Origin of the sequence: Pseudomonas agarici, from assembly GCF_001543125.1 — a bacterium.
Lineage (GTDB): Bacteria > Pseudomonadota > Gammaproteobacteria > Pseudomonadales > Pseudomonadaceae > Aquipseudomonas > Aquipseudomonas agarici.
In genome coordinates, this window is record NZ_CP014135.1 from 2,197,004 (window position 1) to 2,221,922 (window position 24,919).

26 protein-coding genes are annotated in these 24,919 nt (G+C 59.5%); 19 read left to right on the plus strand and 7 right to left on the minus strand.

Features of this window, described 5'->3' with window-relative positions:
- Window positions 1–27 precede the first annotated feature (27 nt).
- The 7 genes from AWM79_RS09710 (at window position 28) to AWM79_RS09740 (ending at window position 7,703) form a co-directional block, all read left to right on the plus strand.
- Complete coding sequence (locus tag AWM79_RS09710; RefSeq protein WP_017129941.1) at window positions 28–672, plus strand: glutathione binding-like protein; 645 nt, start codon at window positions 28–30, stop codon at window positions 670–672.
- A gap of 125 nt (window positions 673–797) precedes the next feature.
- Window positions 798–3,251 (plus strand): penicillin acylase family protein, encoded by a 2,454-nt coding sequence (locus AWM79_RS09715; RefSeq protein WP_060782710.1) that lies wholly within the window; start codon window positions 798–800, stop codon window positions 3,249–3,251.
- A 278-nt stretch (window positions 3,252–3,529) separates the two neighbouring features.
- Entirely contained in the window at window positions 3,530–4,309 is a 780-nt protein-coding gene (locus AWM79_RS09720) for a transporter substrate-binding domain-containing protein (RefSeq protein ID WP_060782711.1), read from the plus strand.
- A 56-nt stretch (window positions 4,310–4,365) separates the two neighbouring features.
- Window positions 4,366–5,094 (plus strand): ABC transporter permease, encoded by a 729-nt coding sequence (locus tag AWM79_RS09725; protein WP_017129944.1) that lies wholly within the window; start codon window positions 4,366–4,368, stop codon window positions 5,092–5,094.
- Window positions 5,091–5,801, plus strand: a complete 711-nt coding sequence (locus AWM79_RS09730; RefSeq protein ID WP_017129945.1) for an ABC transporter permease — start codon at window positions 5,091–5,093, stop codon at window positions 5,799–5,801. Before AWM79_RS09725 ends, AWM79_RS09730 begins: the two co-directional genes overlap by 4 nt.
- A gap of 11 nt (window positions 5,802–5,812) precedes the next feature.
- A complete protein-coding gene (locus AWM79_RS09735; protein ID WP_017129946.1) occupies window positions 5,813–6,931 on the plus strand; it encodes a succinylglutamate desuccinylase/aspartoacylase family protein in 1,119 nt (372 codons plus the stop codon).
- Between the two features lie 7 nt (window positions 6,932–6,938).
- Window positions 6,939–7,703 (plus strand): ABC transporter ATP-binding protein, encoded by a 765-nt coding sequence (locus AWM79_RS09740; protein ID WP_017129947.1) that lies wholly within the window; start codon window positions 6,939–6,941, stop codon window positions 7,701–7,703.
- 6 nt (window positions 7,704–7,709) lie between these two features.
- Here AWM79_RS09740 and AWM79_RS09745 read toward each other — a convergent pair whose 3' ends face one another.
- The 3 genes from AWM79_RS09745 to dcd form a co-directional block, all read right to left on the minus strand.
- The gene (locus AWM79_RS09745) at window positions 7,710–8,546 is read right to left on the minus strand and encodes a transporter substrate-binding domain-containing protein (RefSeq protein ID WP_156430099.1); all 837 of its coding nucleotides are present in this window, start codon (window positions 8,544–8,546) and stop codon (window positions 7,710–7,712) included.
- A 127-nt stretch (window positions 8,547–8,673) separates the two neighbouring features.
- Window positions 8,674–8,880, minus strand: coding sequence for a hypothetical protein (locus tag AWM79_RS09750; RefSeq protein ID WP_017129949.1), 207 nt, complete (start codon window positions 8,878–8,880; stop codon window positions 8,674–8,676).
- A 107-nt stretch (window positions 8,881–8,987) separates the two neighbouring features.
- Window positions 8,988–9,554 carry a dCTP deaminase gene (gene dcd / locus AWM79_RS09755; RefSeq protein WP_017129950.1) on the minus strand — a complete coding sequence of 189 codons (567 nt, stop codon included), beginning with the start codon at window positions 9,552–9,554 and terminating at the stop codon, window positions 8,988–8,990.
- Window positions 9,555–9,939: 385 nt separating this feature from the next.
- Here dcd and AWM79_RS09760 point away from each other — a divergent pair, with 385 nt between their 5' ends.
- Window positions 9,940–10,149, plus strand: a complete 210-nt coding sequence (locus tag AWM79_RS09760) for a cold-shock protein (protein ID WP_002554837.1) — start codon at window positions 9,940–9,942, stop codon at window positions 10,147–10,149.
- A gap of 130 nt (window positions 10,150–10,279) precedes the next feature.
- Here AWM79_RS09760 and apbC read toward each other — a convergent pair whose 3' ends face one another.
- Window positions 10,280–11,374 carry an iron-sulfur cluster carrier protein ApbC gene (gene apbC / locus AWM79_RS09765; RefSeq protein WP_060782712.1) on the minus strand — a complete coding sequence of 365 codons (1,095 nt, stop codon included), beginning with the start codon at window positions 11,372–11,374 and terminating at the stop codon, window positions 10,280–10,282.
- Between the two features lie 142 nt (window positions 11,375–11,516).
- On the opposite strand from apbC, the gene metG reads away from it, so the two are divergent.
- The 8 genes from metG to AWM79_RS09805 all read left to right on the plus strand — a co-directional run bounded on the left by metG (window position 11,517) and on the right by AWM79_RS09805 (window position 18,371).
- Entirely contained in the window at window positions 11,517–13,568 is a 2,052-nt protein-coding gene (gene metG, locus AWM79_RS09770) for a methionine--tRNA ligase (RefSeq protein WP_060782713.1), read from the plus strand.
- 99 nt (window positions 13,569–13,667) lie between these two features.
- Window positions 13,668–14,255, plus strand: coding sequence for an Rnf-Nqr domain containing protein (locus AWM79_RS09775; protein WP_060782714.1), 588 nt, complete (start codon window positions 13,668–13,670; stop codon window positions 14,253–14,255).
- Window positions 14,252–15,256 (plus strand): electron transport complex subunit RsxB, encoded by a 1,005-nt coding sequence (gene rsxB / locus AWM79_RS09780; RefSeq protein WP_060782715.1) that lies wholly within the window; start codon window positions 14,252–14,254, stop codon window positions 15,254–15,256. The genes AWM79_RS09775 and rsxB overlap by 4 nt, the downstream gene beginning before the upstream one ends.
- Window positions 15,243–16,244: an RnfABCDGE type electron transport complex subunit D gene (locus AWM79_RS09785; protein ID WP_060782716.1), complete on the plus strand. Its 1,002-nt coding sequence runs from the start codon at window positions 15,243–15,245 to the stop codon at window positions 16,242–16,244. Before rsxB ends, AWM79_RS09785 begins: the two co-directional genes overlap by 14 nt.
- The gene (locus AWM79_RS09790; RefSeq protein ID WP_060782717.1) at window positions 16,241–16,840 is read left to right on the plus strand and encodes an RnfABCDGE type electron transport complex subunit G; all 600 of its coding nucleotides are present in this window, start codon (window positions 16,241–16,243) and stop codon (window positions 16,838–16,840) included. Before AWM79_RS09785 ends, AWM79_RS09790 begins: the two co-directional genes overlap by 4 nt.
- Window positions 16,833–17,438 carry an Rnf-Nqr domain containing protein gene (locus tag AWM79_RS09795; RefSeq protein WP_060782718.1) on the plus strand — a complete coding sequence of 202 codons (606 nt, stop codon included), beginning with the start codon at window positions 16,833–16,835 and terminating at the stop codon, window positions 17,436–17,438. Before AWM79_RS09790 ends, AWM79_RS09795 begins: the two co-directional genes overlap by 8 nt.
- Window positions 17,439–17,445: 7 nt before the next feature.
- A complete protein-coding gene (gene nth, locus AWM79_RS09800) occupies window positions 17,446–18,084 on the plus strand; it encodes an endonuclease III (RefSeq protein ID WP_060782719.1) in 639 nt (212 codons plus the stop codon).
- Window positions 18,085–18,191: 107 nt separating this feature from the next.
- The gene (locus AWM79_RS09805) at window positions 18,192–18,371 is read left to right on the plus strand and encodes a PA3496 family putative envelope integrity protein (RefSeq protein WP_017129959.1); all 180 of its coding nucleotides are present in this window, start codon (window positions 18,192–18,194) and stop codon (window positions 18,369–18,371) included.
- A gap of 137 nt (window positions 18,372–18,508) precedes the next feature.
- Here AWM79_RS09805 and AWM79_RS09810 read toward each other — a convergent pair whose 3' ends face one another.
- On the minus strand, window positions 18,509–19,135 hold the full coding sequence (locus AWM79_RS09810) for a response regulator transcription factor (protein ID WP_017129960.1): 627 nt from the start codon (window positions 19,133–19,135) through the stop codon (window positions 18,509–18,511).
- A 927-nt stretch (window positions 19,136–20,062) separates the two neighbouring features.
- On the opposite strand from AWM79_RS09810, the gene AWM79_RS09815 reads away from it, so the two are divergent.
- Window positions 20,063–20,602, plus strand: a complete 540-nt coding sequence (locus AWM79_RS09815; protein WP_060782720.1) for a hypothetical protein — start codon at window positions 20,063–20,065, stop codon at window positions 20,600–20,602.
- Between the two features lie 148 nt (window positions 20,603–20,750).
- Here AWM79_RS09815 and AWM79_RS09820 read toward each other — a convergent pair whose 3' ends face one another.
- On the minus strand, window positions 20,751–21,968 hold the full coding sequence (locus AWM79_RS09820) for an argininosuccinate synthase (RefSeq protein WP_017129962.1): 1,218 nt from the start codon (window positions 21,966–21,968) through the stop codon (window positions 20,751–20,753).
- A gap of 104 nt (window positions 21,969–22,072) precedes the next feature.
- Entirely contained in the window at window positions 22,073–22,978 is a 906-nt protein-coding gene (locus AWM79_RS09825; protein WP_060782721.1) for a flagellar protein MotY, read from the minus strand.
- 156 nt (window positions 22,979–23,134) lie between these two features.
- Between AWM79_RS09825 and pyrC the strand changes: the two genes are divergently transcribed.
- A complete protein-coding gene (gene pyrC / locus AWM79_RS09830) occupies window positions 23,135–24,181 on the plus strand; it encodes a dihydroorotase (RefSeq protein ID WP_017129964.1) in 1,047 nt (348 codons plus the stop codon).
- Entirely contained in the window at window positions 24,178–24,855 is a 678-nt protein-coding gene (rnt, locus tag AWM79_RS09835) for a ribonuclease T (protein WP_017129965.1), read from the plus strand. The genes pyrC and rnt overlap by 4 nt, the downstream gene beginning before the upstream one ends.
- Window positions 24,856–24,919: the final 64 nt, after the last annotated feature.

Sequence of the window (24,919 nt, forward strand, 5' to 3'; positions counted from 1 at the left end):
TCAACGAGAACCGACCTGGAGAGCGCCATGATCGACCTGTATTATTGGACCACCCCCAACGGCCACAAAATCACGATATTCCTGGAGGAGGCCGGCCTGCCCTATCAGGTCCATCCGGTAAATATCGGCACCGGCGAGCAATTCAAGCCCGAATTCCTGAAGATCGCTCCCAATAACCGAATTCCGGCAATCGTCGACCACACGCCAGCCGACGGTGGCGAACCACTGTCGTTATTCGAGTCCGGGGCGATCCTGCTGTATCTGGCGGAAAAGATCGATCGCTTTATGCCCCAGGACCTGCGTGGGCGCCAAGAGGCCCTGCAATGGCTGTTCTGGCAGATGGGCGGCCTGGGGCCGATGGCCGGGCAGAATCATCACTTCAATGTGTTCGCGCCAGAAAAAATCCCCTACGCGATGAAGCGCTATATCGACGAGACCGCCCGTTTGTACGGCGTGCTGGATAAGCGTCTGACCGACCGCGAGTTCGTCGCCGGTCATGAATACAGCATCGCCGACATGGCGATTTACCCATGGATCGCTTCCCACCAGCGCCAGAGCCAGAAACTGCAAGACTTCCCCCACCTGCATCGCTGGTTCAAGGTCATCCAGGCTCGGCCAGCCACCGAGCGCGCCTATGCCTGGGTGGACAGAATCAACCCGCCCAAGACTTGAAGCCTCGACAGAAACGGGCGAGATTGCGCAAAACCGAAAATAAGCGCAGCTCCCGTCTTGCGCGGCTTCCTCCTGCTCACTAACGTAGCGCCTTTACTGACGCTACCCCCCGCAGGAGCCTTGCCATGGCCTCGCCAGCCTTTCCCCCTTTTCTTCACAAGTGTGGCGTTGCCGCCGCCGTGGCGGGCCTGCTCGGCCTGAGCGGCTGCCAGGCCTGGAACACCCAGGACAGCCTGCCGCCGACCTCCGGCGTACAGCCTCTCAAGGGGCTCGCGCAGAACGTGTCGGTGCGCCGCAATGCTAGCGGCATGCCGTTGATCGAAAGCAGCACCTTCCATGATGCGCTGTTCACCTTCGGTTACGTCCACGCCAGCGACCGTATCACCCAGATGGTTACCCTGCGCCTGCTGGCCCAAGGCCGTCTGGCGGAAATGAACGGGGTCGAGGCCCTGGATAGCGACCGGTTCATGCGCGCGGTCAATCTGAAAAAAAGCGCAGGCGAGCTGTACAACGCCGCGTCGCCGCGCCTCAAACGTTTCTTCGAAGTCTATGCCCGGGGCGTCAACGCCTACCTGTTCCGCTACCGCGACAAGCTGCCGGCGGACCTGGCCCAGACCGGCTACACGCCCGAATACTGGAAACCGGAAGACTCCGCGCTGATCTTCTGCCTACTGAACTTCCAGTGGTCGGCCAACCTGCAGCAGGAGATCTCGTCGCTGGTCATCGCTCAGAAAGTCGGAATCGACAAACTCCCCTGGCTGACCCCGACCGCGCCGGACGAGCCACTGCCCCAGGCAGATGCGGACAAGCTCAAAGGCGTGGTCCTGAGCCAAATTGCCGGGCTCGGCGCCGTCAACCAGGCAGTCAGGCAAGTGGCGGCACTCAACGGCCTCGGTGCCACCACCTCGACCAACTGGGCCATCGGCCCACAGCACAGTCGCAGCGGCAAAAGCCTGCTGGCCGCCGACTTGCAGCAACCGACCAGTGCCCCCGGCGCCTGGAACTACGTGCAGATCCGTGCACCGAAATACCAGGCCGCCGGCGCCTCGCTCGCCGGCCTGCCGGCGATTCTCTCCGGCTTCAACGGCAAGGTGGCCTGGAGCATGGCCGCAGTACTCGGCGACGACCAGGACCTGTTCCTGGAAAAACTCAAGCGCCAGGGCACTGCGCTCTATTACGAAGCCGACGGCAAATGGCTGCCGGCCAGCGTGCGCAACGAAACCTTCTTTATCAAAGGCCAGCGCTCGATCCGCGAGAGCGTCTTCGAAACCCGTCATGGGCCATTGCTCAACAGCGCCCTGGGCGATACGCCGCTGGCCAACGGTTATGGCCTGGCATTACAGACCCCGTCGCTCAAGGACGACAAGAGCCTCGATGCGTTTTTCGATCTGTCCCGAGCACAGACCACTGAGAAGGCCTCGGACGCCAGCCGGGAAATCCGCGCCATCGCCCTGAATATGATCTTCGCCGATGCCGGCCATATCGGCTGGCAGGTCACCGGTCGCTATCCGAATCGCCGCGAAGGCGAGGGCCTGTTCCCATCGCCGGGCTGGGACGGCCGCTTCGACTGGGACGGTTATGCCGATGCGATGCTCCATCCTTACGACCAGGACCCGCGCCAGGGTTGGCTGGGCACCGCCAACCAGCGCACGGCGGCCAAGGGTTACGGCATGCAACTGTCCAACTCCTGGTATTACCCGGAGCGCGGCGAACGCCTGGCGGAACTGGCCGTCTCCGGCAAGCAGGACACTCGCAGCGTCATTGCCATGCAGTACGACCAGAGCACCACCTTCGCCAACAAGCTGAAGAAGATGTTCGCAGCGCCGGGCATGGCTCAGCCGCTCAAGCAGGCTATCGATGCACTGCCCGAAGCCGAGCGCGGCAAGGCGCGAGAAGCCTTCAGCCGCCTGATGGCGTTCGACGGCAAGCTCAGCCCAACCTCGGCCGACGCCGCGCTATACGAACTGTTCTTGCAAGAAAGCATGAAGCAGATCTTCCTCGACAAACTCGGCCCGGAAAACGGACCGGTCTGGCAGGCGTTTATCGCCAATGGCCGGTTGTCCTACTCGGCCCAGGCCGACCATTTGCTGGGGCGTGAGGACAGCCCGTTCTGGGACGACAGTCGCACCCCGCAGAAGGAAGACAAGCCGGCCATCCTGGCCCGCAGCCTGGCGGCGGCGATCACTGCCGGCGACAGCCAGTTGGGGGTCGACCACAAGGCCTGGCAATGGGGCAAGTTGCACCGATACGAATGGAAGAACGCCAGCGGCCAGGTGATCCGTGGGCCGATCCAGGCTGGCGGCGATCACACCACCCTCAACACTGCGGCCTATCTGTGGGGCGGTGCGAACTTCGACACCACCCTGGCGCCGGCACTACGGCTGATCGTCGACTTCGGCCAGACCGAGCCAATGCTCGGCCAGCAAAGCCCCGGCCAGTCCGGCAATCCGGCCAGTCCGCACTACGCCAACGGCATCGACAACTGGTTGAAGGCCCAGTACGTCAGTTTCCCCATGCAGCCACAGAACTTCGACAAGGCCTATGGCACTACGCGCCTGACGCTGACACCGGGCAAGTAATCCCGACATCTGGACTGTGGCGAGCGGGCTCGCCCACTCGCCACAGTCTGCGCATCAGCCGGGTGCGTCCTCACAGGGCGTTTCTTGCACTGATAGGGAGCACCGGTTTCTTGATGCCCGATTTCGGGCATCATCGGCTGGCCTGTAGCCATTTCCTACATTTTAAAACGCTTGTTCGGAACTATGGTTCGGAAATTGCTACTTTTACCGAGTCATACGCGTTCCAGTAACAGCACTCAGCGCCACAAGCGCTCATCTTGGTTTTTAGGGATTGAATAATGAAAAAAGCATTGCTGACCCTTTCTGCACTGGCTCTTTGCATGGCCGCCGGCGTCGCCACGGCCAAGGAATACAAGGAGCTGCGCTTTGGCGTGGATCCGTCCTACGCGCCCTTCGAATCCAAAGCCGCTGACGGCAGCCTGGTCGGCTTCGACATTGACCTGGGCAATGCCATCTGTGCCGAACTGAAGGTCAAATGCAAATGGGTAGAAAGTGACTTCGACGGCATGATCCCTGGCCTCAACGCCAACAAGTTCGACGGTGTGATTTCCTCGATGACCGTGACCGAAGCCCGTGAGAAGGCCATCGACTTCTCCAACGAACTGTTTTCCGGCCCGACTTCCCTGGTGTTCAAAAAAGGTGCGAACTACTCCACGCCTGAGTCCCTCAAGGGCAAGAGCGTGGGCTACGAGCAAGGCACCATCCAGGAAGCCTATGCCAAGGCGGTGCTGGACAAGGCCGGCGTGACGACCAAAGCCTATGCCAACCAAGACCAGGTTTATGCCGACCTGACCTCCGGTCGTCTCGATGCCTCGGTACAGGACATGCTCCAGGCTGAACTGGGCTTTCTGAAATCGCCAGCCGGTGCCAACTACGAAGTCAGCCAGGCGATTGACGATCCGCTGCTGCCGGCGAAAACCGCTGTCGGTATCAAAAAAGGTAACAAAGACCTCAAGGCATTGCTCAATAAAGGTATCGAAGCGTTACACAAGGACGGCACCTACGCCACCATCCAGAAGAAACACTTTGGCGATCTGAATCTGTATAGCGGGAAATAATCCCCTGGGCGCCCTCTCGACGGGGGCGCTATCTTGATAGCCAAAGGCACACGTTCATGTTCGACAACCTCCTGCATACTCTGGGACTTTCCGTCTTCAGCTTGAAGGGCTTTGGCCCGATCCTGCTGGAAGGCACCTGGATGACCATCAAATTATCGATATTATCGCTGCTGGTGAGCGTTCTGCTCGGCCTGCTCGGCGCCAGTGCCAAACTCTCCAGCTTCTCCCTGTTACGGATCCCGGCCCAGCTCTATACCACGCTGATTCGTGGGGTACCCGACCTGGTGCTGATGCTGCTGATTTTCTACAGTCTGCAAACCTGGCTCTCCAGCCTGACGGACGCCATGGAGTGGGAATACATCGAAATCGACCCGTTCGCCGCCGGAGTCATCACCCTGGGTTTCATCTACGGCGCCTATTTCACCGAGACTTTTCGCGGTGCGATTCTCGCCGTGCCGCGTGGGCAACTCGAGGCCGCCACCGCCTATGGCCTGAGCCGTGCCCAGCGCTTTCGCTTCGTGACCTTCCCGCAGATGATGCGCTTCGCCCTGCCGGGCATCGGCAACAATTGGATGGTGATCCTCAAGGCCACCGCGCTGGTCTCGATCATCGGCCTCGCCGATCTGGTCAAGGCGGCCCAGGATGCCGGCAAGAGCACCTATCAACTGTTTTATTTCCTGGTACTTGCCGCCTTGATCTATCTGCTTATCACCAGTGCCTCGAACTATGTCCTACGCTGGCTTGAACGGCGGTATGCCGCCGGTGCCCGGGAGGCCTTACGATGATCGAGCTCCTCGAACAATACTGGCGTCCATTCCTCTACAGCGACGGCCAGCACATCACCGGCCTGGCGATGACCCTATGGCTGCTCAGCGCCTCGATCTTCTTGGGTTTCCTGGTATCGATTCCGCTATCCATCGCCCGCGTCTCGCCCAAGCGCCGTATCCGCTGGCCAGTGGAGTTCTACACTTATTTGTTTCGTGGCACACCGCTGTATATTCAATTGCTGATCTGCTACACCGGGATCTACAGCCTGGAAGCGGTGCGTAACCAGCCGCTGCTCAACTCGTTCTTTCGCGATGCGATGAACTGCACCATTCTCGCCTTCGCCCTGAATACCTGTGCCTACACCACGGAGATCTTCGCCGGGGCGATTCGCAGCATGAACCATGGCGAGGTCGAAGCGGCCAAGGCCTATGGCCTCAGCGGCTGGAAGCTCTACGCCTATGTGATCATGCCATCAGCGCTGCGTCGCTCGCTGCCGTACTACAGCAACGAAGTGATCCTGATGCTGCATTCCACCACCGTGGCGTTTACCGCAACCCTTCCGGATATCCTCAAAGTCGCCCGGGACGCTAACTCGGCGACCTACATGACCTTCCAGTCGTTCGGTATCGCCGCGGTGATCTACCTGGCAATCACCTTCACCCTGGTCGGCCTGTTCCGGCTGGCCGAGCGCCGCTGGTTGGCCTTCCTCGGCCCGACTCACTAGGACTCCCGCGCATGCGTCATGTCACTCACGATCTGCTGGCGCCCGTACCGGGCACCGCCCGCCAGATCCATAGCTTTCACTTTGGTCCGGAACAAGCCGAACGCAAGATCTATATCCAGTCCTCCCTACATGCCGACGAACTGCCTGGCATGCTGGTGGCCTGGCATCTGAAGCGGCGTCTGGGCGAACTGGAACGGGACGGCCGTCTGCGCGGCGAAATCGTGCTGGTGCCAGTGGCCAACCCCATCGGCCTGGAACAGGTACTGATGGACGTGCCCCTGGGGCGCTACGAGCTCGAAAGCGGGCAGAACTTCAACCGCTGGTTCGTCGACCTCAGCAACGAGATCGGCAATCAGTTGGACACCCTGCTCAACGATGATCCGCGGCACAATCTGCAGCTGATTCGCCGGCTGCTCAAGGCCGCCCTAGCGGCGCAAGTACCGGCCACTCAGTTGCAATCCCAGCGCCTGGCCCTGCAACGCATCGCCTGCGATGCCGATAGGGTGCTCGACCTGCATTGCGACTTCGAAGCCGTGACTCATCTGTACACCACCCCCGAAGCCTGGCCGCAGGTCGAGCCACTGGCCCGCTACATCGGGTCCGAAGCCAGCCTGTTGGCGACCGACTCGGGCGGCCAGTCGTTCGACGAATGCTTCACCCTGCTCTGGTGGGACTTGCGGCAACGCTTCGGCGAGCGCTTCGCCATTCCCCAGGGCAGCATCTCGGTGACCGTCGAATTGCGCGGCCAGGGGGATGTCAATCACCCACTGGCGAGCCGCGACTGCCAGGCGATACTCGACTACCTGACGCATTTCGGTGTCATCGACGGCGACGTCGCGCCGCTACCGGAGCTGCCCTACCCGGCGACCCCGCTGGCCGGCGTGGAGCCGGTGGCGACGCCGACAGGCGGGCTGCTGGTGTTCAGCGCCCTGGCGGGACAATACCTGAAGGCCGGGCAACTGATCGCTGAAGTCATCGACCCGATCACCGACCGCGTCACCCCCATTTATTGCAGCACGGCGGGTCTGCTCTATGCCCGCTCGCTGCGCCGCATGGCAACCGCCGGTATGGTCGTCGCCCATGTCGCTGGCCGCGAAGCCTATCGCAGCGGCTATCTACTTTCTCCTTGAGGTGCCCATGTACAAACTGACCATTGAAGGCCTACACAAGTGCTATGGCGAACACCAAGTGCTCAAGGGTGTTTCGCTGAAGGCCAAGACCGGTGACGTGATCAGCCTGATCGGCGCCAGTGGCTCGGGAAAGAGCACCTTCCTGCGCTGTATCAACTTCCTGGAAACGCCCGACAACGGGGCCATGAGCCTCGACGGCCAGGCGATCCGCATGATCAGCGACAAGCACGGCATGCGCGTGGCCGACGATGCCGAGCTGCAACGCCTGCGCACCCGCTTGGCGATGGTGTTCCAACACTTCAACCTGTGGAGCCATATGAGCGTGCTGGAAAACATCACCATGGCCCCGCGCCGGGTGCTGGGGATCAGCAGGAAGGATGCCGAGGAACGTGCCTGTCGCTATCTGGACAAGGTTGGCTTGCCGAGCCGGGTCGCCGAACAGTACCCGGCGTTTCTCTCCGGTGGCCAGCAACAGCGCGTGGCGATTGCCCGGGCCTTGGCGATGGAACCGGAGGTGATGTTGTTCGACGAACCGACTTCGGCCCTCGACCCGGAACTGGTGGGCGAAGTGCTCAAGGTGATTCAAGGCCTGGCCGAAGAAGGCCGGACCATGATCATGGTGACCCATGAAATGAGCTTTGCGCGAAAAGTTTCAAGCCAGGTGCTGTTCCTGCACCAAGGTCTGGTGGAAGAACAGGGCGCGCCGGACGATGTGCTGGGCAATCCGCAAAGCGAGCGGCTGCGCCAGTTCCTCAGCGGCAACCTGAAGTAACCGGCGTCAGCCGTGTGCGGCCTGCCAAGGGTAGGCCAGCCACTTCTGCAGGCGCTGGGCAAACCGTCCGCTCTCCATATCCTGGTGCAACCACTGGTCGACGTACTGCTTGAGCACAATGTCCCTGGGTAACAGCACGGCCTTCTCGGAAAAGTCGAAAGGCTGCTGGGGGTGTACCGCGCACAGTTCAGGATGCAGTTTCTGTTGCAGCAACGTCTCCACGGCATCGGTCAGCATCAGGTCGGCCTTGCCGTCGACGATCTGCTGGAAAATGGTGACATTGTCCTCGTGCATCACGATCTGCGCCTGCTTGAGATTGGCCCGGGCGAACTTTTCATTGGTTCCGCCGGGATTGACGATGGCCCGTACCTGTGGCCGATCGATCTGCTCCAGGGTCTGGAATGCCTGCTGTCGCGAACACAACGTGATCGGCGTCTTGCCGTCGCGCTGGTAAGGCTGCGAGAACAACGCCAGTCTCTGGCGCTCCATGTTCACTGAGATGCCACTGATGCCTAGGTCAAAGCGGTCGGCCTGCAAATCGCTCATCAGCGTCGGCCAAGTGGTCGGCACCAGTTCCAGGCGAACGCCCAAAGAACTCGCCAGGCCTTCGGCCAATTCGATATCCAGGCCGATAAAGCGCTCGGCGGTCTTGTAGCTGAAGGGCTTGTAATCCCCCGTAGTGCCGACCCGCAGCACCCCCTGCCCAAGGATCTGGTCGAGCCGGCTGCTGGCCTGTTGCGGTGGCGCGGGAGTTGTCGGCGCTGCGGTTGCGACGGCGGGACTGGCCAGCAGCACGGCCGCGAGCAGGGCTCGGAGAAACCTCGTGGGAATGAAAAACATCATAGGCAGCCCTTTTTATTGTCTGGTATCCATGAGTGCGTCGCAGGCACTGCAATAGACTACCTGCAAGGGCTTGGGCAAGCGACCCTTGGACAGCTCGCTGCCCTCCGCAAGCTATGGATTGACCACCTCAGGCGACAGGAGTGGGCGGAGGCTCATCGGGCCGATCCGGCAAAACCGGCTTGATGGGTTGCTCGTCGGGCGTATCGGGCTCGGGCTGGCCCGGAATGCCGCCTGCCAGGTTGTGCGGATGAGCCAGCAACGACCACGCCAGCAAGCCCACTTGATTGGGTTCCAGTTTCGCCAATTGGGCGCTGATACTTGGATCGATCTTCATGGGCGACTCCTGAACGTTGTGGCCAGGCTGGCCTTGCGCCAACCGAAGCGGTACACCCGGTAGAGTGCCCCGGCGTCCAGGAATTCCCTTGGGCGAAGCGCCCTTCGTCAGGTGCGCGGCAGCGTCACGCCACGCTGGCCCTGATACTTACCGCCGCGATCCTTATAGGAGACTTCACACTCCTCGTCGGACTCCAGGAACAACATCTGTGCGACGCCTTCGTTGGCATAGATCTTCGCCGGCAGGGTCGTGGTGTTGGAGAACTCCAGTGTCACGTGGCCCTCCCACTCAGGCTCCAGCGGGGTGACGTTGACGATAATCCCGCAACGGGCGTAGGTGCTCTTGCCCAGGCAGATGGTCAGCACATTGCGCGGAATCCGAAAGTATTCGACGGTACGGGCCAGGGCGAAGGAGTTCGGTGGAATAATGCAGACATCGCTCTTGATGTCGACAAAACTCTTCTCATCGAAGTTTTTCGGATCGACAGTCGCCGAATTGATATTGGTGAACACCTTGAATTCATCGGCGCAACGCACGTCGTAACCATAACTTGACACCCCGAAGGAAATCACTCGATCAGCACCTTCGCCACGCATCTGGCGCTCGACGAAGGGTTCGATCATGCCGTGCTCTTGCGCCATGCGGCGAATCCACTTGTCCGATTTGATGCTCATGGCGGGTGTCCTGAATAGCGAGGTGGAGAAATTCTGTCCGGCATCTTACCGGGGCACGTCGCCGGGTTCAAAGTCCTGCACCGATTTGCGCTAAAAAGCCTTGCCGGAGCTGCTCGCCAAGCAGCGCAAATCACCGGAGCACAGGCGCCCGCAGGCCCTGTGGGCCACCGTCAGTCATGAAATAGGCGAAACCTTGGCAAAGACCATTGGCACGTTCCGGAAAAACGGTTAAGGTGACGTCACTGTGCTGCTTGTGTCACTGAGAATCTCTACACGATGTTGAATTTCGATCCAACCATCTCCAAGAATTTTTCCTGCTCTTTGCACTCAGTCTCGGCCAGGGCTTTTCCTGAGTCGCAGTTAACTTTGTCCAAGGAGACATCAAATGTCTAATCGCCAAACCGGTACCGTTAAGTGGTTCAACGATGAAAAAGGCTTCGGCTTCATCACTCCACAATCCGGTGACGATCTGTTCGTACACTTCAAAGCAATCCAATCCGACGGCTTCAAGAGCCTGAAAGAAGGCCAACAGGTTTCTTTCATCGCTACTCGCGGTCAGAAAGGCATGCAAGCTGAAGAAGTTCAAGTTATCTAACTTGTCCTGACCCAGTAAAAAAAGCCCTGCTCTCTCACGAGATGCAGGGCTTTTTTGTGGGCGACTGTTTTGCCTGAATCGCTCGGGTAGATTTAAGTCAAGCGCAGGCCAATATGGCCCGCGCCCCGCATCAGTCCTCGCTGATGGTGATATCAGGCATCGCCTGGCTGGTCGCTTCCTGCAACACAATCCGCGCGCCCACGTGCCGCGCCAGCTCCTGATAGACCATGGCGATCTGACCATCGGGATCGGCGGCCACGGTCGGCTTGCCACCATCGGCTTGCTCGCGGATGACCATCGACAGCGGCAACGATGCCAACAACTCGACCCCATACTGCGACGCCAGCTTCTCGCCACCGCCCTCGCCGAACAGGTGCTCGGCATGGCCGCAATGGGAGCAAATATGCACCGCCATGTTTTCCACCACGCCCAGCACCGGAATATTCACCTTGCGAAACATCTCTACGCCCTTGCGCGCATCGAGCAAGGCCAGGTCCTGCGGGGTGGTGACAATCACCGAGCCAGCCACCGGAACTTTCTGTGCCAGGGTCAGTTGGATATCGCCAGTACCTGGGGGCATATCGATCACCAGGTAATCCAGATTGCCCCAGTCGGTCTGGGTCACCAGTTGCAACAGCGCGCCGGAAACCATCGGCCCGCGCCAGACCATCGGTGTGTTGTCGTCGGTCAGGAACGCCATCGACATCACTTCCACACCGTGGGACTGGATGGGCACGAACCACTTCTGATCCTTGATTTTCGGTCGGGTGCCTTCGGCAATACCGAACATCACGCCCTGGCTCGGACCGTAGATATCGGCATCGAGAATCCCCACCCGTGCCCCTTCACGGGCCAGCGCCAGCGCCAGGTTGGCCGCCGTGGTGGACTTGCCTACCCCGCCCTTGCCCGACGCCACCGCCACCACGTTCTTCACATTGGCCAAGCCGGGAATCTGCGCCTGGGCCTTATGCGCGGCGATCACGCACTCGATCTCGACCCTGGCCGAGGCCACGCCGTCCAGGCCCTCGATCGCCATTTGCAGCATCTGCGCCCAACCGCTCTTGAACAAACCGGCGGCATACCCCAGCTCAAGCCGAACGCTGACACGCTCACCTTGGATATCGATGGCCTTCACGCACCCGGCACTGAGCGGATCCTGATTCAGATAGGGGTCGGTGTACTGGCGAAGGACGGCCTCCACCGCTGCGCGATTGACTGCGCTCATGGGCAACTCCCGAAAAAGACTGAGTAAAACAGACGGCTATCCTACCTGTTCTGAGAAGCACAGACATGCCACAAGGGATGAATTATGCGCGTCGGCGCTTTATAGTGTTCGGTCTCCGTTTCACTTCAAGTAGCCGAGCCCCATGTCCGAGCCACGCCAGATCCTCGTCACCAGTGCCCTGCCCTATGCCAATGGTTCCATCCACCTTGGTCACATGGTCGAGTATGTCCAGACCGACATGTGGGTACGCTTCCAGAAGCACCGCGGCAACCAATGCATCTATGTCTGCGCTGACGACGCCCACGGCTCGGCCATCATGCTGCGCGCGGAAAAGGAAGGCATCACCCCGGAACAACTGATCGCCAACGTACAGCTTGAGCACAGCAGCGATTTTGCCGACTTCCTGGTGGAGTTCGACAACTTCCACTCGACCCATGCCGAGGAAAACCGCGAGCTGTCGACGCAGATCTACTTGCGCCTGCGCGAAGCCGGGCATATCGCCACACGTTCGATCACCCAGTACTTCGACCCGCACAAGCAGATGTTCCTGGCCGACCGCTTCATCAAAGGCACTTGCCCGAAATGTGGCACCGAAGACCAGTATGGCGACAACTGCGAAAAATGCGGCGCCACTTACGCCCCCACCGACCTGAAAGAGCCGAAATCGGCGATTTCCGGGGCGACCCCCGTGCTCAAGGATTCCCAGCACTTCTTCTTCAAGCTGCCAGACTTTCAGGCCATGCTGCAAACCTGGACTCGCGGCGGTGCCCTGCAGGACGCCGTGGCGAACAAGATCGCCGAGTGGCTCGATGCTGGCCTGCAACAGTGGGATATCTCCCGCGACGCGCCGTATTTCGGCTTCGAGATCCCCGATGAGCCGGGCAAGTACTTCTACGTCTGGCTGGATGCACCGATCGGCTACATGGCCAGCTTCAAGAACCTTTGCGCGCGTCGTTCGGAACTGGATTTCGACGCGTTCTGGGGCAAGGACTCCACCGCCGAGCTGTACCACTTCATCGGCAAGGACATCGTCAACTTCCACGCCCTGTTCTGGCCGGCCATGCTCGAAGGCGCGGGCTACCGCAAGCCGACCGGGATCAACGTGCATGGCTACCTGACCGTCAATGGCCAGAAGATGTCCAAGTCCCGTGGCACCTTTATCAAGGCCCGCACCTACCTCGACCACTTGTCGCCGGAATACCTGCGTTATTACTACGCAGCCAAGCTGGGCAAGGGTGTCGACGACCTTGACCTGAACCTGGAAGACTTCGTGCAGAAGGTCAATTCCGACCTGGTCGGCAAGGTGGTGAATATCGCCAGCCGTTGCGCCGGTTTTATCCACAAGGGCAACGCCGGGGTATTGGTGGCCGGTAACGCCGCGCCGGAACTGACCGAAGCCTTCCTCGCCGCGACACCGAGCATTGCCGAAGCCTACGAGAGCCGCGACTTCGCCCGTGCGATGCGCGAAATCATGGCCCTGGCCGACCGTGCCAACGCCTGGATCGCCGACAAGGCGCCCTGGTCCCTGGCCAAGCAGGAGGGTAAGCAGGATGAAGTCCAGGCCGTCTGTGCCGTGGGCATCAACCTGTTCCGTCAGTTGATCATCTTCCTCAAACCGGTGCTGCCGCTGCTGGCCGCCGATGCCGAAGCTTTCCTCAACGTCGCGCCGCTGACCTGGGACGATCACAACCGCTGGCTCGGCAACCATCAGTTGCATGAGTTCAAGCCGCTGATGACCCGTATCGACCCGGTAAAAGTGCAGGCCATGACCGATGCCTCGAAGGAAGACCTCGCCGCCAGCCAGACCGACACCGGCAGCGCCGCCCCGTCAGGCAACGGCGAATTGATCAAAGACCCGCTGTCGGCGCAAATCGACTTCGATGCCTTCGCCGCCGTCGACCTGCGCGTCGCGCTGATTGTCAGGGCCGAAGCGGTCGAAGGCGCGGATAAGCTGCTGCGCCTGACCCTGGATATTGGTGACGAGCAACGCAACGTGTTCTCCGGCATCAAGAGCGCCTACCCGAACCCGGCTGAACTGGAAGGTCGCCTGACCATGATGATCGCCAACCTCAAGCCGCGCAAAATGCGTTTCGGCGTCTCCGAAGGCATGGTGATGGCGGCCGGCCCCGGCGGTGAGGAAATCTACCTGCTGAGCCCGGATAGTGGTGCTAAGCCTGGTCAGCGAATCAAATAGTCCCTACGTCGCACTAGCAGGTCACGAACAATCGTGGCCCGCTAGTGCAGCTCGCGTCCTTGCCGGATAATCACGGCTATCCGTTCACCCGGCACGATCATGACCGACCTCTTTCTCACCTTTGTCAGCGCTGCCCTGATCAACAACATCGTGTTGCAATGGCCGCTGGGCGTCGATCCGCTGTTACAGGCGACGCGCACGCCGGGGATCGAACGGCACAAGCTGCACGCGCTGGGTATTGCCACCACCTGGCTGATGCTGGTCGCCACGCTGCTGAACTACAGCGTCTATCAGCTGTTGCTGTTGCCGCTCGATTTGAGCGCATTACAATTGTTGGTTTTCCTGCCGCTCAGCGTCGCGCTGATCCATCCAAGCCTCAAGCTGCTCGCACGCTGGCTGCCGGGCCTGCCTTTCGAGGGGCTCTGGCCTTTGCTGCTGGTAAACGGCGGTATCCTCGGCCTGGCCCTGATCAGCACCCAGAACGACCGTGGAGTGAGCCACGCGGCGCTGCTGAGCCTGGGCACGGGGTTGGGTTTCTGGCTGGTTCTGGGCTTGTTCAGCGATCTGCGCCAGCGTATCCATCATGAAGAAGTGCCCTTGCCGTTTCGCGGGCTGGTGATCGAACTGATCAGCGCCGGCCTCATCGCATTGGCATTTCTCGGTTTCAACGGACTGGTCAAACCATGAGTCTGATTCAACGTATCGATGCACTGCTGCCGCAGACCCAGTGCGGCAAATGCGGTCATCCAGGCTGCAAACCCTACGCCGAAGGAATTGCCCAGGGCGAACCCATCAACAAGTGCCCGCCGGGCGGCAGTGAAACCATCGCCGCTCTCGCCAACCTGCTGCGGGTGCCGGTCCTGGAGCTGGACCCCGCACGCGGCGCGGCGCCCGCCCAGATCGCCTTTATCCGCGAGGCCGAGTGCATCGGCTGCACCAAGTGCATTCAGGCGTGCCCGGTGGATGCCATCGTCGGCGCGGCCAAGTTGATGCACACGGTGATCATCGATGAGTGTACCGGCTGCGACCTGTGTGTCGCGCCATGCCCGGTGGATTGCATTGATATGCACCCGCTGCCGCTTGCCCAGGTCGTGCCGATTGTCGGCGGGCTGGCTTTCAATGCCGAGCAGCAACAGGCACGCGACGAAAAACGCAAACGTGCCCGCCGTCGCTTCGACCAGCGCAATACACGACTGCGCGCCGAAGAGGAGCGCCGCCACGCCGAACGCCAGGCCCGCGCCTCACGCCCGGTGCAATCGGACAGCGAGACGAGCGATCCGGTCAAGGCCGCGCTGGAGCGGGTCAAGGCACACAAGGCGCTCGACTCCGATGCCGCCTTAAAAAAAGCCAAGATCGATCTGGCCATGCGCCGTGCACAACTGAACAAGTCGTTGAAGGCCTTCGGTCATCCCCCCATTGCCGAACACGCTGCCCAGTTGGCAATCCTTCAACAGCAATTTGAGGCGGCGCAACAGGCCCTCGCTCACCTGGAAAGCAGCGCTCCGCTCGCCGCCCCCGACATCCCCAAGGACACTGAACTCAAGCGCGCGAAGATTCAGTTGGCCATGCGCCGCGCCGAACTTGGCAAGCTGCGGCGGCAGCCGGAAACCTCGAAGCAGGCGCTGGACGACGCACAGCGTCGGCTCGAGGAAACCCAGCGCCAGGTCGATGCCCATGCCACGCCATGAAACCGGCGGACAGCCGGATGAGCGCCTCCAGCAAGCCATGCAATGGGTGCTGCTCGCCACCCTGCCCGCGACCCTGACCCTACTCCTGTGGTATGGCTGGGGCGTGCTGATCAACCTGCTGCTGTGCGCACTCAGTGCCCTGGTGGTGGAAGCCGCCGTGCTACGGTTGCGTACCCGCCCGATCCGGCCCGCGTTGCTAGACGGCAGTGCCCTGGTCAGCGCCACGCTGCTGGCATTGGCGCTGCCTCCCTACAGTCCCTGGTGGCTGCCGGTGTTTGCCAGCGCCGGCGCCTTGCTGGCGGGTAAACACCTGTATGGCGGAGTCGGCAAGAATCCGTTCAATCCGGCGATGCTGGGCTATGCCCTGGCGCTCGTGGCCTTTCCGCAAGCCATGACCCATTGGCCCGTCTCCCATGGGATGGACCTGCTGGGTGGTTTGCAACAGGTGCTGGGCGTTCATCTCACCGGGCAACCGGATGCCTGGGCCCAAGCGACCGCCCTGGATACCCTGCGAATCAACCAAAGCCTGACCATGGAAGAGCTGTTCACCGCCCAAGGCGCCTTCGGGCACTGGGGCGGCAAAGGTGCGGAATGGATCAACCTGGCCTTTCTAGCCGGTGGCCTGTTTCTGCTGAAACAACGGGTATTCAGCTGGCATGCGCCGGTCGGCATGCTCGCCAGCCTGTTCCTGATCAGCCTGGCCTTCTGGCAGGGTTCCGGCTCGGATTCCAACGGTTCGCCACTGTTTCACCTGCTAACCGGGGCCACCATGATCGGTGCGTTCTTCATCGTTACCGAACCGGTTTCAGGCCCAAAAAACGCAAGGGCTCAGTGGCTGTTTGGCGCTGGCGTCGGGCTGCTCACCTACATCATCCGCACCTGGGGCGGCTACCCTGATGGCGTGGCTTTCGCGGTGCTGCTGATGAATTTGATGGTACCGACGCTCGAGCGTTGGTCCGTCCCACGATCAGAACGGCGGACGCCATGAGCAAACCGGCTTCACTGCTGATCCTCACCGCCCTGGCGGCGCTCATCACAGGTTTGACCTGGGAGCTGCAACAGCAGGCGATACCGCGAATCCAGGCGCAGCAGCAGGCGATTCAGGCCCGGGCCCTGACGCAGGTGCTGCCGGCCGGCGAATATGAACAAAAGCTACTGGTATTAAGGACCGAGCCGTTGTCCCACAGCAGTCTGATACAAGGCTATCGGGTGCTCCAGCAGGGCCAGGCGGTGGCGGTGGTATTCCAAAGCAGAACCCAAGGTTATGGCGGTCCCGTCGAACTGCTGATAGGCATCGGCGCAAACGGCAAGCTGTTGGGGGTGAAAACCCTGTCACACATGGAAACACCAGGGCTGGGTGGCAGGATCGCCGAAGAAGGTGGTGCCTGGATGAGGGAGTTTCTCGGAAAATCCCAGACCGATACGCCTGATGCCGCATGGGGACTGAAAAAAGACGGCGGACACTTCGATCAGATGGCTGGCGCAACAATTACCTCCCGAGCAGTGATCGACACGATTCATGACGCTTTGCGTTATTTTGACCAACACCGGGATCAACTGCTGGAAGGAAGCGCGCATGAATAGCAGCAGCTTATTACCAGGCTCACTGATGCTCCCGTCCCTGCTCGGTACCAGCGACTCGCTGATCAAGGCAATGTCGTTGTGGCTGGCGAGTCTGCTGGTGGCCTTGATCTACGCGGCGGCGGGCCGTGCGCTGAAGCCCTGGATCCACCCGGAACTGGCGTGGCCGACACAGGTTCTCCTGGCGGCCGGCAGTGTCAGCCTGGTTTCCCTGGGGCTGCAAGCCTGGTCCTGGGAGCTCTACCAGGCCCTGGGGATTTACCTGGCGCTGGTCAGTGTGCAGTGCCTGGCGCTTGAACACTTCGGCTTTTTCCAGCCAGACAGGCTGAACATCACTGTGCGCCTGTTCGCTGGTTTCGGCGTTCTGCTGTTCAGCCTCGGCCTGCTGCGCGAGCTACTGGCAAACGGCACCGTATTCGATCATCTGCAATGGTGGACTGGAGCCGTCAGCCACGGGTCCATCAGTCTGTTCTCTGCCGAAAACGGCCTCCATCTGGCCGGGCGAGTGCCGGGGGCCTTTCTCCTACTGGGGCTGCTGCTGGCCGGGAAAAAAGCCTGGGCTCTGCGCGCAACCTCAAACCTAGTGTTTAAAAGGAAATGACCGCCCCATGAATGCCGCCAAACGCCTGGAGATTTTCCGTCGGCTCCACGAGGATAACCCGCAGCCCAAGACCGAACTGGCTTACTCGTCACCGTTCGAGCTACTGATCGCCGTGATTCTTTCCGCCCAGGCCACCGATGTCGGCGTGAACAAGGCCACCGCCCGGCTGTACCCAGTGGCCAATACTCCCGAGGCAATCCATGCGTTGGGGGTTGAGGGCTTGTCCGAGTACATCAAGACTATCGGTCTCTACAACAGCAAGGCGAAAAACGTCATCGAGACCTGTCGCCTATTGATCGAACGTCATGCCAGCCATGTCCCGCAGGCACGGGAAGAGCTGGAAGCCCTGCCAGGGGTCGGCCGCAAGACCGCCAACGTGGTCCTCAACACAGCCTTTCGGCAACTGACCATGGCGGTCGATACGCATATTTTTCGAGTCAGCAACCGGACGGGACTGGCCCCAGGGAAGAATGTGGTGGAGGTAGAAAAGCAGTTGATGAAATTCGTGCCAAAACAATACCTGCTCGATGCTCATCACTGGCTGATCCTGCTCGGACGCTATGTCTGCCAGGCCCGAAAGCCGCGCTGTGGCAGTTGTCGGATCGAAGACCTGTGCGAATACAAGCACAAGACATCCGACGATTGAGTCACTATTGCGCCTACTGCCAAGCCAATTGAAAAAATCTTTTTTACCCGGCAGGTAATTATCGTTATAAGGAGCGCCAACGGCAGTCTTAGCCCGGAGTTGACTTTATGAGTACCGATAAAGAAGCGCTGGATGTAGAGGACGACCTGATGCAGGTCGATTCGGATGAAGCGGAACATCCGATAGAGGTCGCGAAGACCAATCTGAGCAAGCGTCGCACCATCGACAATATGCTGGACGAGCGCCGCCTACAAAAGCAGCTGGCTGATTACGATTTTGACTTGTAAGTGATGTAGCCTCCCATCAAAAGCCTCCTGATCGGAGGCTTTTTTTTGGCTATAACGACTCGCCTGTAGCACCGCCCTTATGACCCTGGGGTCGCCAACTCTCCCCGCACGCTGCCCGAATGGTTCGCCTGCTCGCCTCAAACCAAGCCGTTGCGTTGAGCGAGCTCAATCAGGTCAACCAGAGAACGAGCGTTCAGTTTCAACAACAAACGTGTCTTATAGGTGCTGACCGTCTTGTTGCTCAAGAACATTCCATCGGCAATTTCCTTGTTGCTTTTCCCCCTGGCCAGTTGCTGCAGGACCATCATTTCACGACCCGAAAGCCGGTTGACCATGTCCGCCTCACTGGCGTTCCCCATGCTGGAACGCACGGTGTGCAACGCCTGATTGGGGAAATAACTGTAGCCTGATAGAACGGCCTTTATGGCACTCAACATTTCGGTCAGGTCCTGCTGCTTGCACACATAACCGGCTGCGCCCGCCTGCATGCAACGCATGGAGAAATGCCCGGGAGCCTGTGAAGTAAGTACCAGTACTTTGAAAGAGAGTCCCATGGAAGTTAAGCGAGCAATGACCTCCAACCCGTCCAGTTTGGGAATTCCAATATCGAGTATAACAATGTCCGGTGCATGCTCTCGCGCCAGCTGCAAGGCATCCACGCCGTTATCCGTCTCCGCAATGACTTCGTAGCCATGCCGTTCCATCAGCATGCGTACAGCAAGGCGAATGACGGGATGATCATCCACGATCAGCACTTTATTCATGGGCAAGTCCAATTTTCGCTGTTCGAATTTTCAGAGTCAGCACAATAGCCTAGTCACAACCTCCTGGGCATAGCGCCTACCCCGAGCAGTACCAGCCAAAGACCTTCCCTACAAACAACAAGGATTTGCCCTACAAAAAAAGCACCACAAGAAAAGTGCTGTTTTCAGGAATGAGGTGACAATCAATTTATCCAACAGTCAAGCACGTTACCTCATAACCATCTGATCCACCGCACCGACCTTGCGTCGACGTCGCTTCATGATGCCGGAGACGATACAGATAAACAGGATAGGCAAACACCTGCACACCAAACGCTATCCGTCCCGCATAAACATTAGAGACGCCAGGCGTCGGATGTCTAATGGTTTTCTGCAACAAGAAATAACCCTATCCCGCGAGCGCGCTGCCGAAGATCATCGGCAGCGAACTGCTGAGGCCGGAGGAGAGAACGATATCGGGACGCACGACAACTAAACACTTTCATCATTCTACTACACAGCCAGCTGAAGAAAATATTAAACACTCAGCGTTCTGCCGACTCCTTTTTAAAGTACTGGCCTGACAATCTCATGAGGAAAAAATTTCGAATAGATTTCATATGCGCTTTAACACCCAACTGCTCGCCCTGAAAAAACCCTGATATATCTCAAACAATAGCTCTTTCGACTTCCAGTGAATACCACCAAAACATTTAAGTCCATCACCACCGCAACTAAAGGAAAGGTACTACGCAGCATAAGGAATGCTTACCGGGTTTTTAAAATTAATCTTTCCAGAAAAAAACCAAACATTTGACCAGCATATTTTTCTTGCAAACCATATGCTCTCCCGTTAGCTTTTTAAAAACAGGAAACTCCATAACAACTGACTTTTTCAGACGAAAACTTCACGACAGCCTATCCCCCTTTACGAGCAGGCTATACTTCATGAAAAACACCACTATAAACAAAGAGAAGAGCAACTATAAATCCCATGACCTTGAGCTCGCCATCACCGAGTTCATCAAACATGGCGGAACGATAGAGCCCGCCTCGACAAAAGGACCGGCCAGGGACAATTATGAAATACCCACTCCTGCAACAAACGAAGTCGACACAACGGAAGAATATGCAAGAAAAGTTGAGCTACTGAAAAACCTCATAACAAAGGGCGCCGGAATATCCGCCTTGCAATACTCCTTGAAAATGAATAAAGGCGAGATAAGAAGGATCGCCCAGGAACAGGGCCTGAGGATCCCCCATCGCCGCCCATTATCCACGCCCCGGAAATACCGAACGAGTCTTTCGGCACCTGCCGGCTCACTCGCGGATGATGTAATCGCCGGGCACGCCATGCATTACGCTGCATTGGGATATACCGCCATGGAAATTGCACAGGCGTTGGAGCTGACGGTGCGTCAGGTATGGGAGCTGGGCAGGCACTATCGATTCGAACTCAAGCATCATCGAGACGACTCAAAGGAATGAACACCAGGTTTACTCCTTCCTACCCAGTCTCCCGCCGGAGTTCCTTCCGCCCGAGCACATGCACCAGTGCCCGTGGCGCTGGCGGAACATCAATTCCCGAAAAAAAGCCCCGACCTACGGGCCGGGGCTTTTCAGGCAAACAGACGGATCAGAACAACTTACGTCCTTTGTTCGCGGCAATGCGCATGCGCAGCGCATTCAGCTTGATGAAGCCCGCTGCGTCAGCCTGGTTGTAGGCGCCGCCGTCTTCTTCGAACGTCGCGATATTGGCATCGAACAGCGACTCCTCGGACTTGCGCCCGGTCACAATCACATTGCCCTTGTATAGCTTCAGGCGAACCACACCGTTCACATGGGCCTGGGAAGCATCGATCATCTGTTGCAGCATCAGACGCTCGGGGCTCCACCAATAGCCGGTGTAAATCAGGCTGGCGTACTTGGGCATCAGCTCATCTTTAAGGTGAGCGACTTCGCGGTCCAGGGTGATCGACTCGATCGCCCGGTGCGCGCGTAGCATGATGGTGCCACCAGGGGTTTCGTAGCAGCCGCGGGACTTCATGCCCACATAGCGGTTCTCGACGATATCGAGACGACCGATACCGTGCTCGCCACCGATGCGGTTCAGGGTCGCCAGCACAGTGGCCGGGCTCATTTCGACGCCGTCCAGCGCGACGATGTCACCGTTGCGGTAGGTCAGCTCCAGATAGCGCGGCTTGTCGGGAGCGTTCTCTGGGGAGACGGTCCAACGCCACATGTCTTCTTCGTGCTCGGTCCAGGTGTCTTCCAGCACACCGCCCTCATAGGAGATGTGCAGCAGGTTGGCATCCATGGAGTACGGGGATTTCTTCTTGCCATGACGCTCGATCGGGATCGCATGCTTTTCGGCATAATCCATCAGCTTTTCACGGGACAGCAGGTCCCATTCACGCCATGGAGCGATGACCTTGACGCCCGGCTTGAGGGCATAGGCCCCTAGCTCGAAACGAACCTGGTCGTTGCCCTTGCCGGTAGCCCCGTGGGAAATGGCGTCGGCGCCGGTTTCGTTGGCGATTTCAATCAAGCGCTTGGCGATCAGCGGACGCGCGATGGAAGTACCCAACAGGTACTCGCCTTCGTAGACGGTATTGGCACGGAACATCGGAAAGACGAAATCACGCACGAACTCTTCGCGCAGGTCGTCGATATAGATCTCTTTCACGCCCATGGCTTGCGCCTTGGCACGAGCAGGCTCGACCTCTTCGCCTTGACCCAGGTCCGCAGTGAAGGTCACCACTTCACAGTTATAAGTATCCTGCAGCCACTTGAGGATCACCGAAGTGTCCAGGCCGCCGGAATACGCGAGAACGACCTTGTTTACGTCGGCCATGCCATCACTCCACGGGTTGTACGGAAAGGCACCGATTCTACCGACCAAAACCGCGAATTTACAGAGGCGCGACAGCTAATGTCGAACGAGCGACGACAGCCGATTCAGGAAGTTGTCGCCGAATTTCCCGCCGCCGCCGTCGGGGCCGGTTTTTCAAGTGCCGGAACGCGCTCGAGATGAATGTTGACCCGACGGTTCTTCGCCCGGTTGGCGGAGTTGGTATTAGGCGCCAACGGGTAACGCTCACCGTGGAAGCGCACGATGATCTGTGATTCCGGAATGCCGTTGGCCGTGAAAAAGTCCTTCACCGACAGTGCTCGCCGACGCGACAGGTCGCGATTGGTCAGGCGATTACCGCTATTGTCCGAGTGACCGTCGAGTTCGATGTGATTGACGCGGGGATCTGCCTTGATGAAGTCCAGCATCACCTGCAACTGGGCTTTGGCCTGCGCATCCAGATCGATACCACCACCGGGAAAGCCAATCTCGGCCTGCTTCACCTGCTCGAAGTTCTTCGCCAGCAGCTTGGCGGTACAAGCCTGGAAATCGCTGTAGGCTTGGCTGAACTTCACCGGCAGCAGCCGCACTTCGGCAACCCCGCCGTCTCGCGAGTAATGACGAATGACCGGGCTGCGGCCCTCGAACAGACCACGAAACAGCCCACCAGCCTGGCCTTGGGAACTGTTGAACAGGATATCGCCGTTGCCAACCTGCACCGATCCCAGGTTGATATCACCGCGCCCGGGTTGCCAAGGCGCAGCCGCGGCCAGCAGGGTTGCCGAACCACCGCCGAACACATGGTTATAGGCCCTCAGACGAAAAATCGCCTGCTCGCCCGCCCGTCGCACGAACTCGCCCGAACCGAAGTCGGTGATCGGCTGAGCCAGTCGACACTCGAATGGGTCACCTTCCACTTTCCACTCGATGCTCTCCAGACGGGTCTGGAAGGTCAGCGCCACGGTGGGCAGACTGACGAACATACTGAGCAAGGCTAAATAACGCTGGCGCACGGGAGGCTCCAATGGTTTCACGACTTTGAGACTGGCATACCGGCTCTACACACTACGTTCGGGATATCGGTCACTGGCAGCAAAACTTGATAGCGAGTGCCTGAGAGAGTCTTTTCCGGTAGCATTCCCATCAGTTCGACCCGCCTGGAATCCCCAATGTCCGACCGCCTGACCCTGCTGCGTCCCGACGACTGGCATATTCATCTTCGCGATGGTGCTGTGTTACCTCACACTGTAGCGGATGTTGCGCGCACCTTTGGTCGCGCCATCATCATGCCCAACCTGGTGCCTCCGATACGCAACGCCGCCGAGGCCGATGGCTATCGCCGGCGCATTCTCGCGGCACGGCCGACCGGTAGCCGTTTCGAACCGCTGATGGTGCTCTACCTCACCGACCAGACCCAGCCCGAGGATATCCGCGCCGCCAAGGCCTGCGGTTTTGTCCACGCGGCCAAGCTCTATCCAGCCGGTGCGACCACCCACTCGGATTCCGGCGTCACCTGCGTGGACAAGATTTTTCCGGTCCTGGAAGCCATGGCCGAGGTTGGCATGCCACTACTGATCCACGGTGAAGTGACCCGTGGCGATGTCGACGTGTTCGACCGCGAGAAGCTATTCATCGACGAACACATGCGCCGTGTGGTCGAGCGCTTCCCAACGCTGAAAGTAGTGTTCGAACACATCACCACCGCCGACGCGGTGCAATTCGTCAACGAGGCTGCGGCCAACGTCGGTGCGACCATTACCGCGCACCACCTGCTCTATAACCGCAACCACATGCTGGTGGGCGGTATCCGGCCGCACTTCTACTGCCTGCCCATCCTCAAGCGCAACACCCACCAACAGGCCCTGCTCGACGCCGCCACCAGCGGCAGCGAAAAGTTCTTTCTCGGCACCGACTCGGCGCCCCATGCCCAGCATGCCAAGGAAACCGCCTGCGGTTGCGCCGGCTGCTACACCGCTTATGCGGCTATCGAGCTGTATGCCGAGGCATTCGAACAACGCAATGCCCTGGACAAGCTCGAAGGTTTCGCCAGCTTGCACGGCCCACGCTTCTACGGCCTGGCACCGAACAGCGAGCGCATCACCCTGGTCCGCGAGGAGTGGACCGCCCCTGCCAGCCTGCCATTTGGCGAGCTGTCCGTCATCCCGCTGCGCGCCGGTGAAAAACTGCGCTGGCGCCTGCTGGAGGAAACGCTGTGAGTGAAGACCATTTCGATGACGAACAGGAAGGCAATGGCAATTCAGGTGGCTCCCGCCACCCGATGGCCGCACGCTTTCGTGGCTACCTGCCGGTCGTCGTCGACGTAGAAACCGGTGGTTTCAACGCCGCCACCGACGCGCTGCTGGAAATTGCCGCAACCACCATCGGCATGGACGAAAAAGGTTTCGTGTTCCCCGAGCACACCTACTTCTTCCGGGTCGAGCCATTCAAAGGCGCCAACATCGAGGCGGCGGCCCTGGAATTTACCGGAATCAAGCTCGATCATCCGCTGCGCATGGCCGTCAGCGAAGAGACCGCACTGACCGACATCTTCCGTGGCGTGCGCAAGGCGCTGAAGGCCAACGGCTGCAAGCGCGCGATCCTGGTCGGGCACAACAGCAGTTTCGATCTGGGTTTCCTCAACGCCGCTATCGCGCGCCTGGACATGAAACGCAACCCGTTTCATCCGTTCTCCAGCTTCGACACTGCCAGTCTTGCCGGTCTGGCCTATGGCCAGACCGTGCTGGCAAAGGCCTGTCAGGCCGCCGATATCGACTTCGACGGTCGCGAAGCTCACTCGGCGCGCTATGACACCGAGAAAACCGCCGAATTGTTCTGCGGTATCGTCAATCGCTGGAAGCAAATGGGCGGTTGGGAAGACTTCAACGACTGATCGTTCGCCGCAGCCAATCCCGCCCATAAAAAACCGGCCCTCAACAGACTGTGTGAAAACCTAG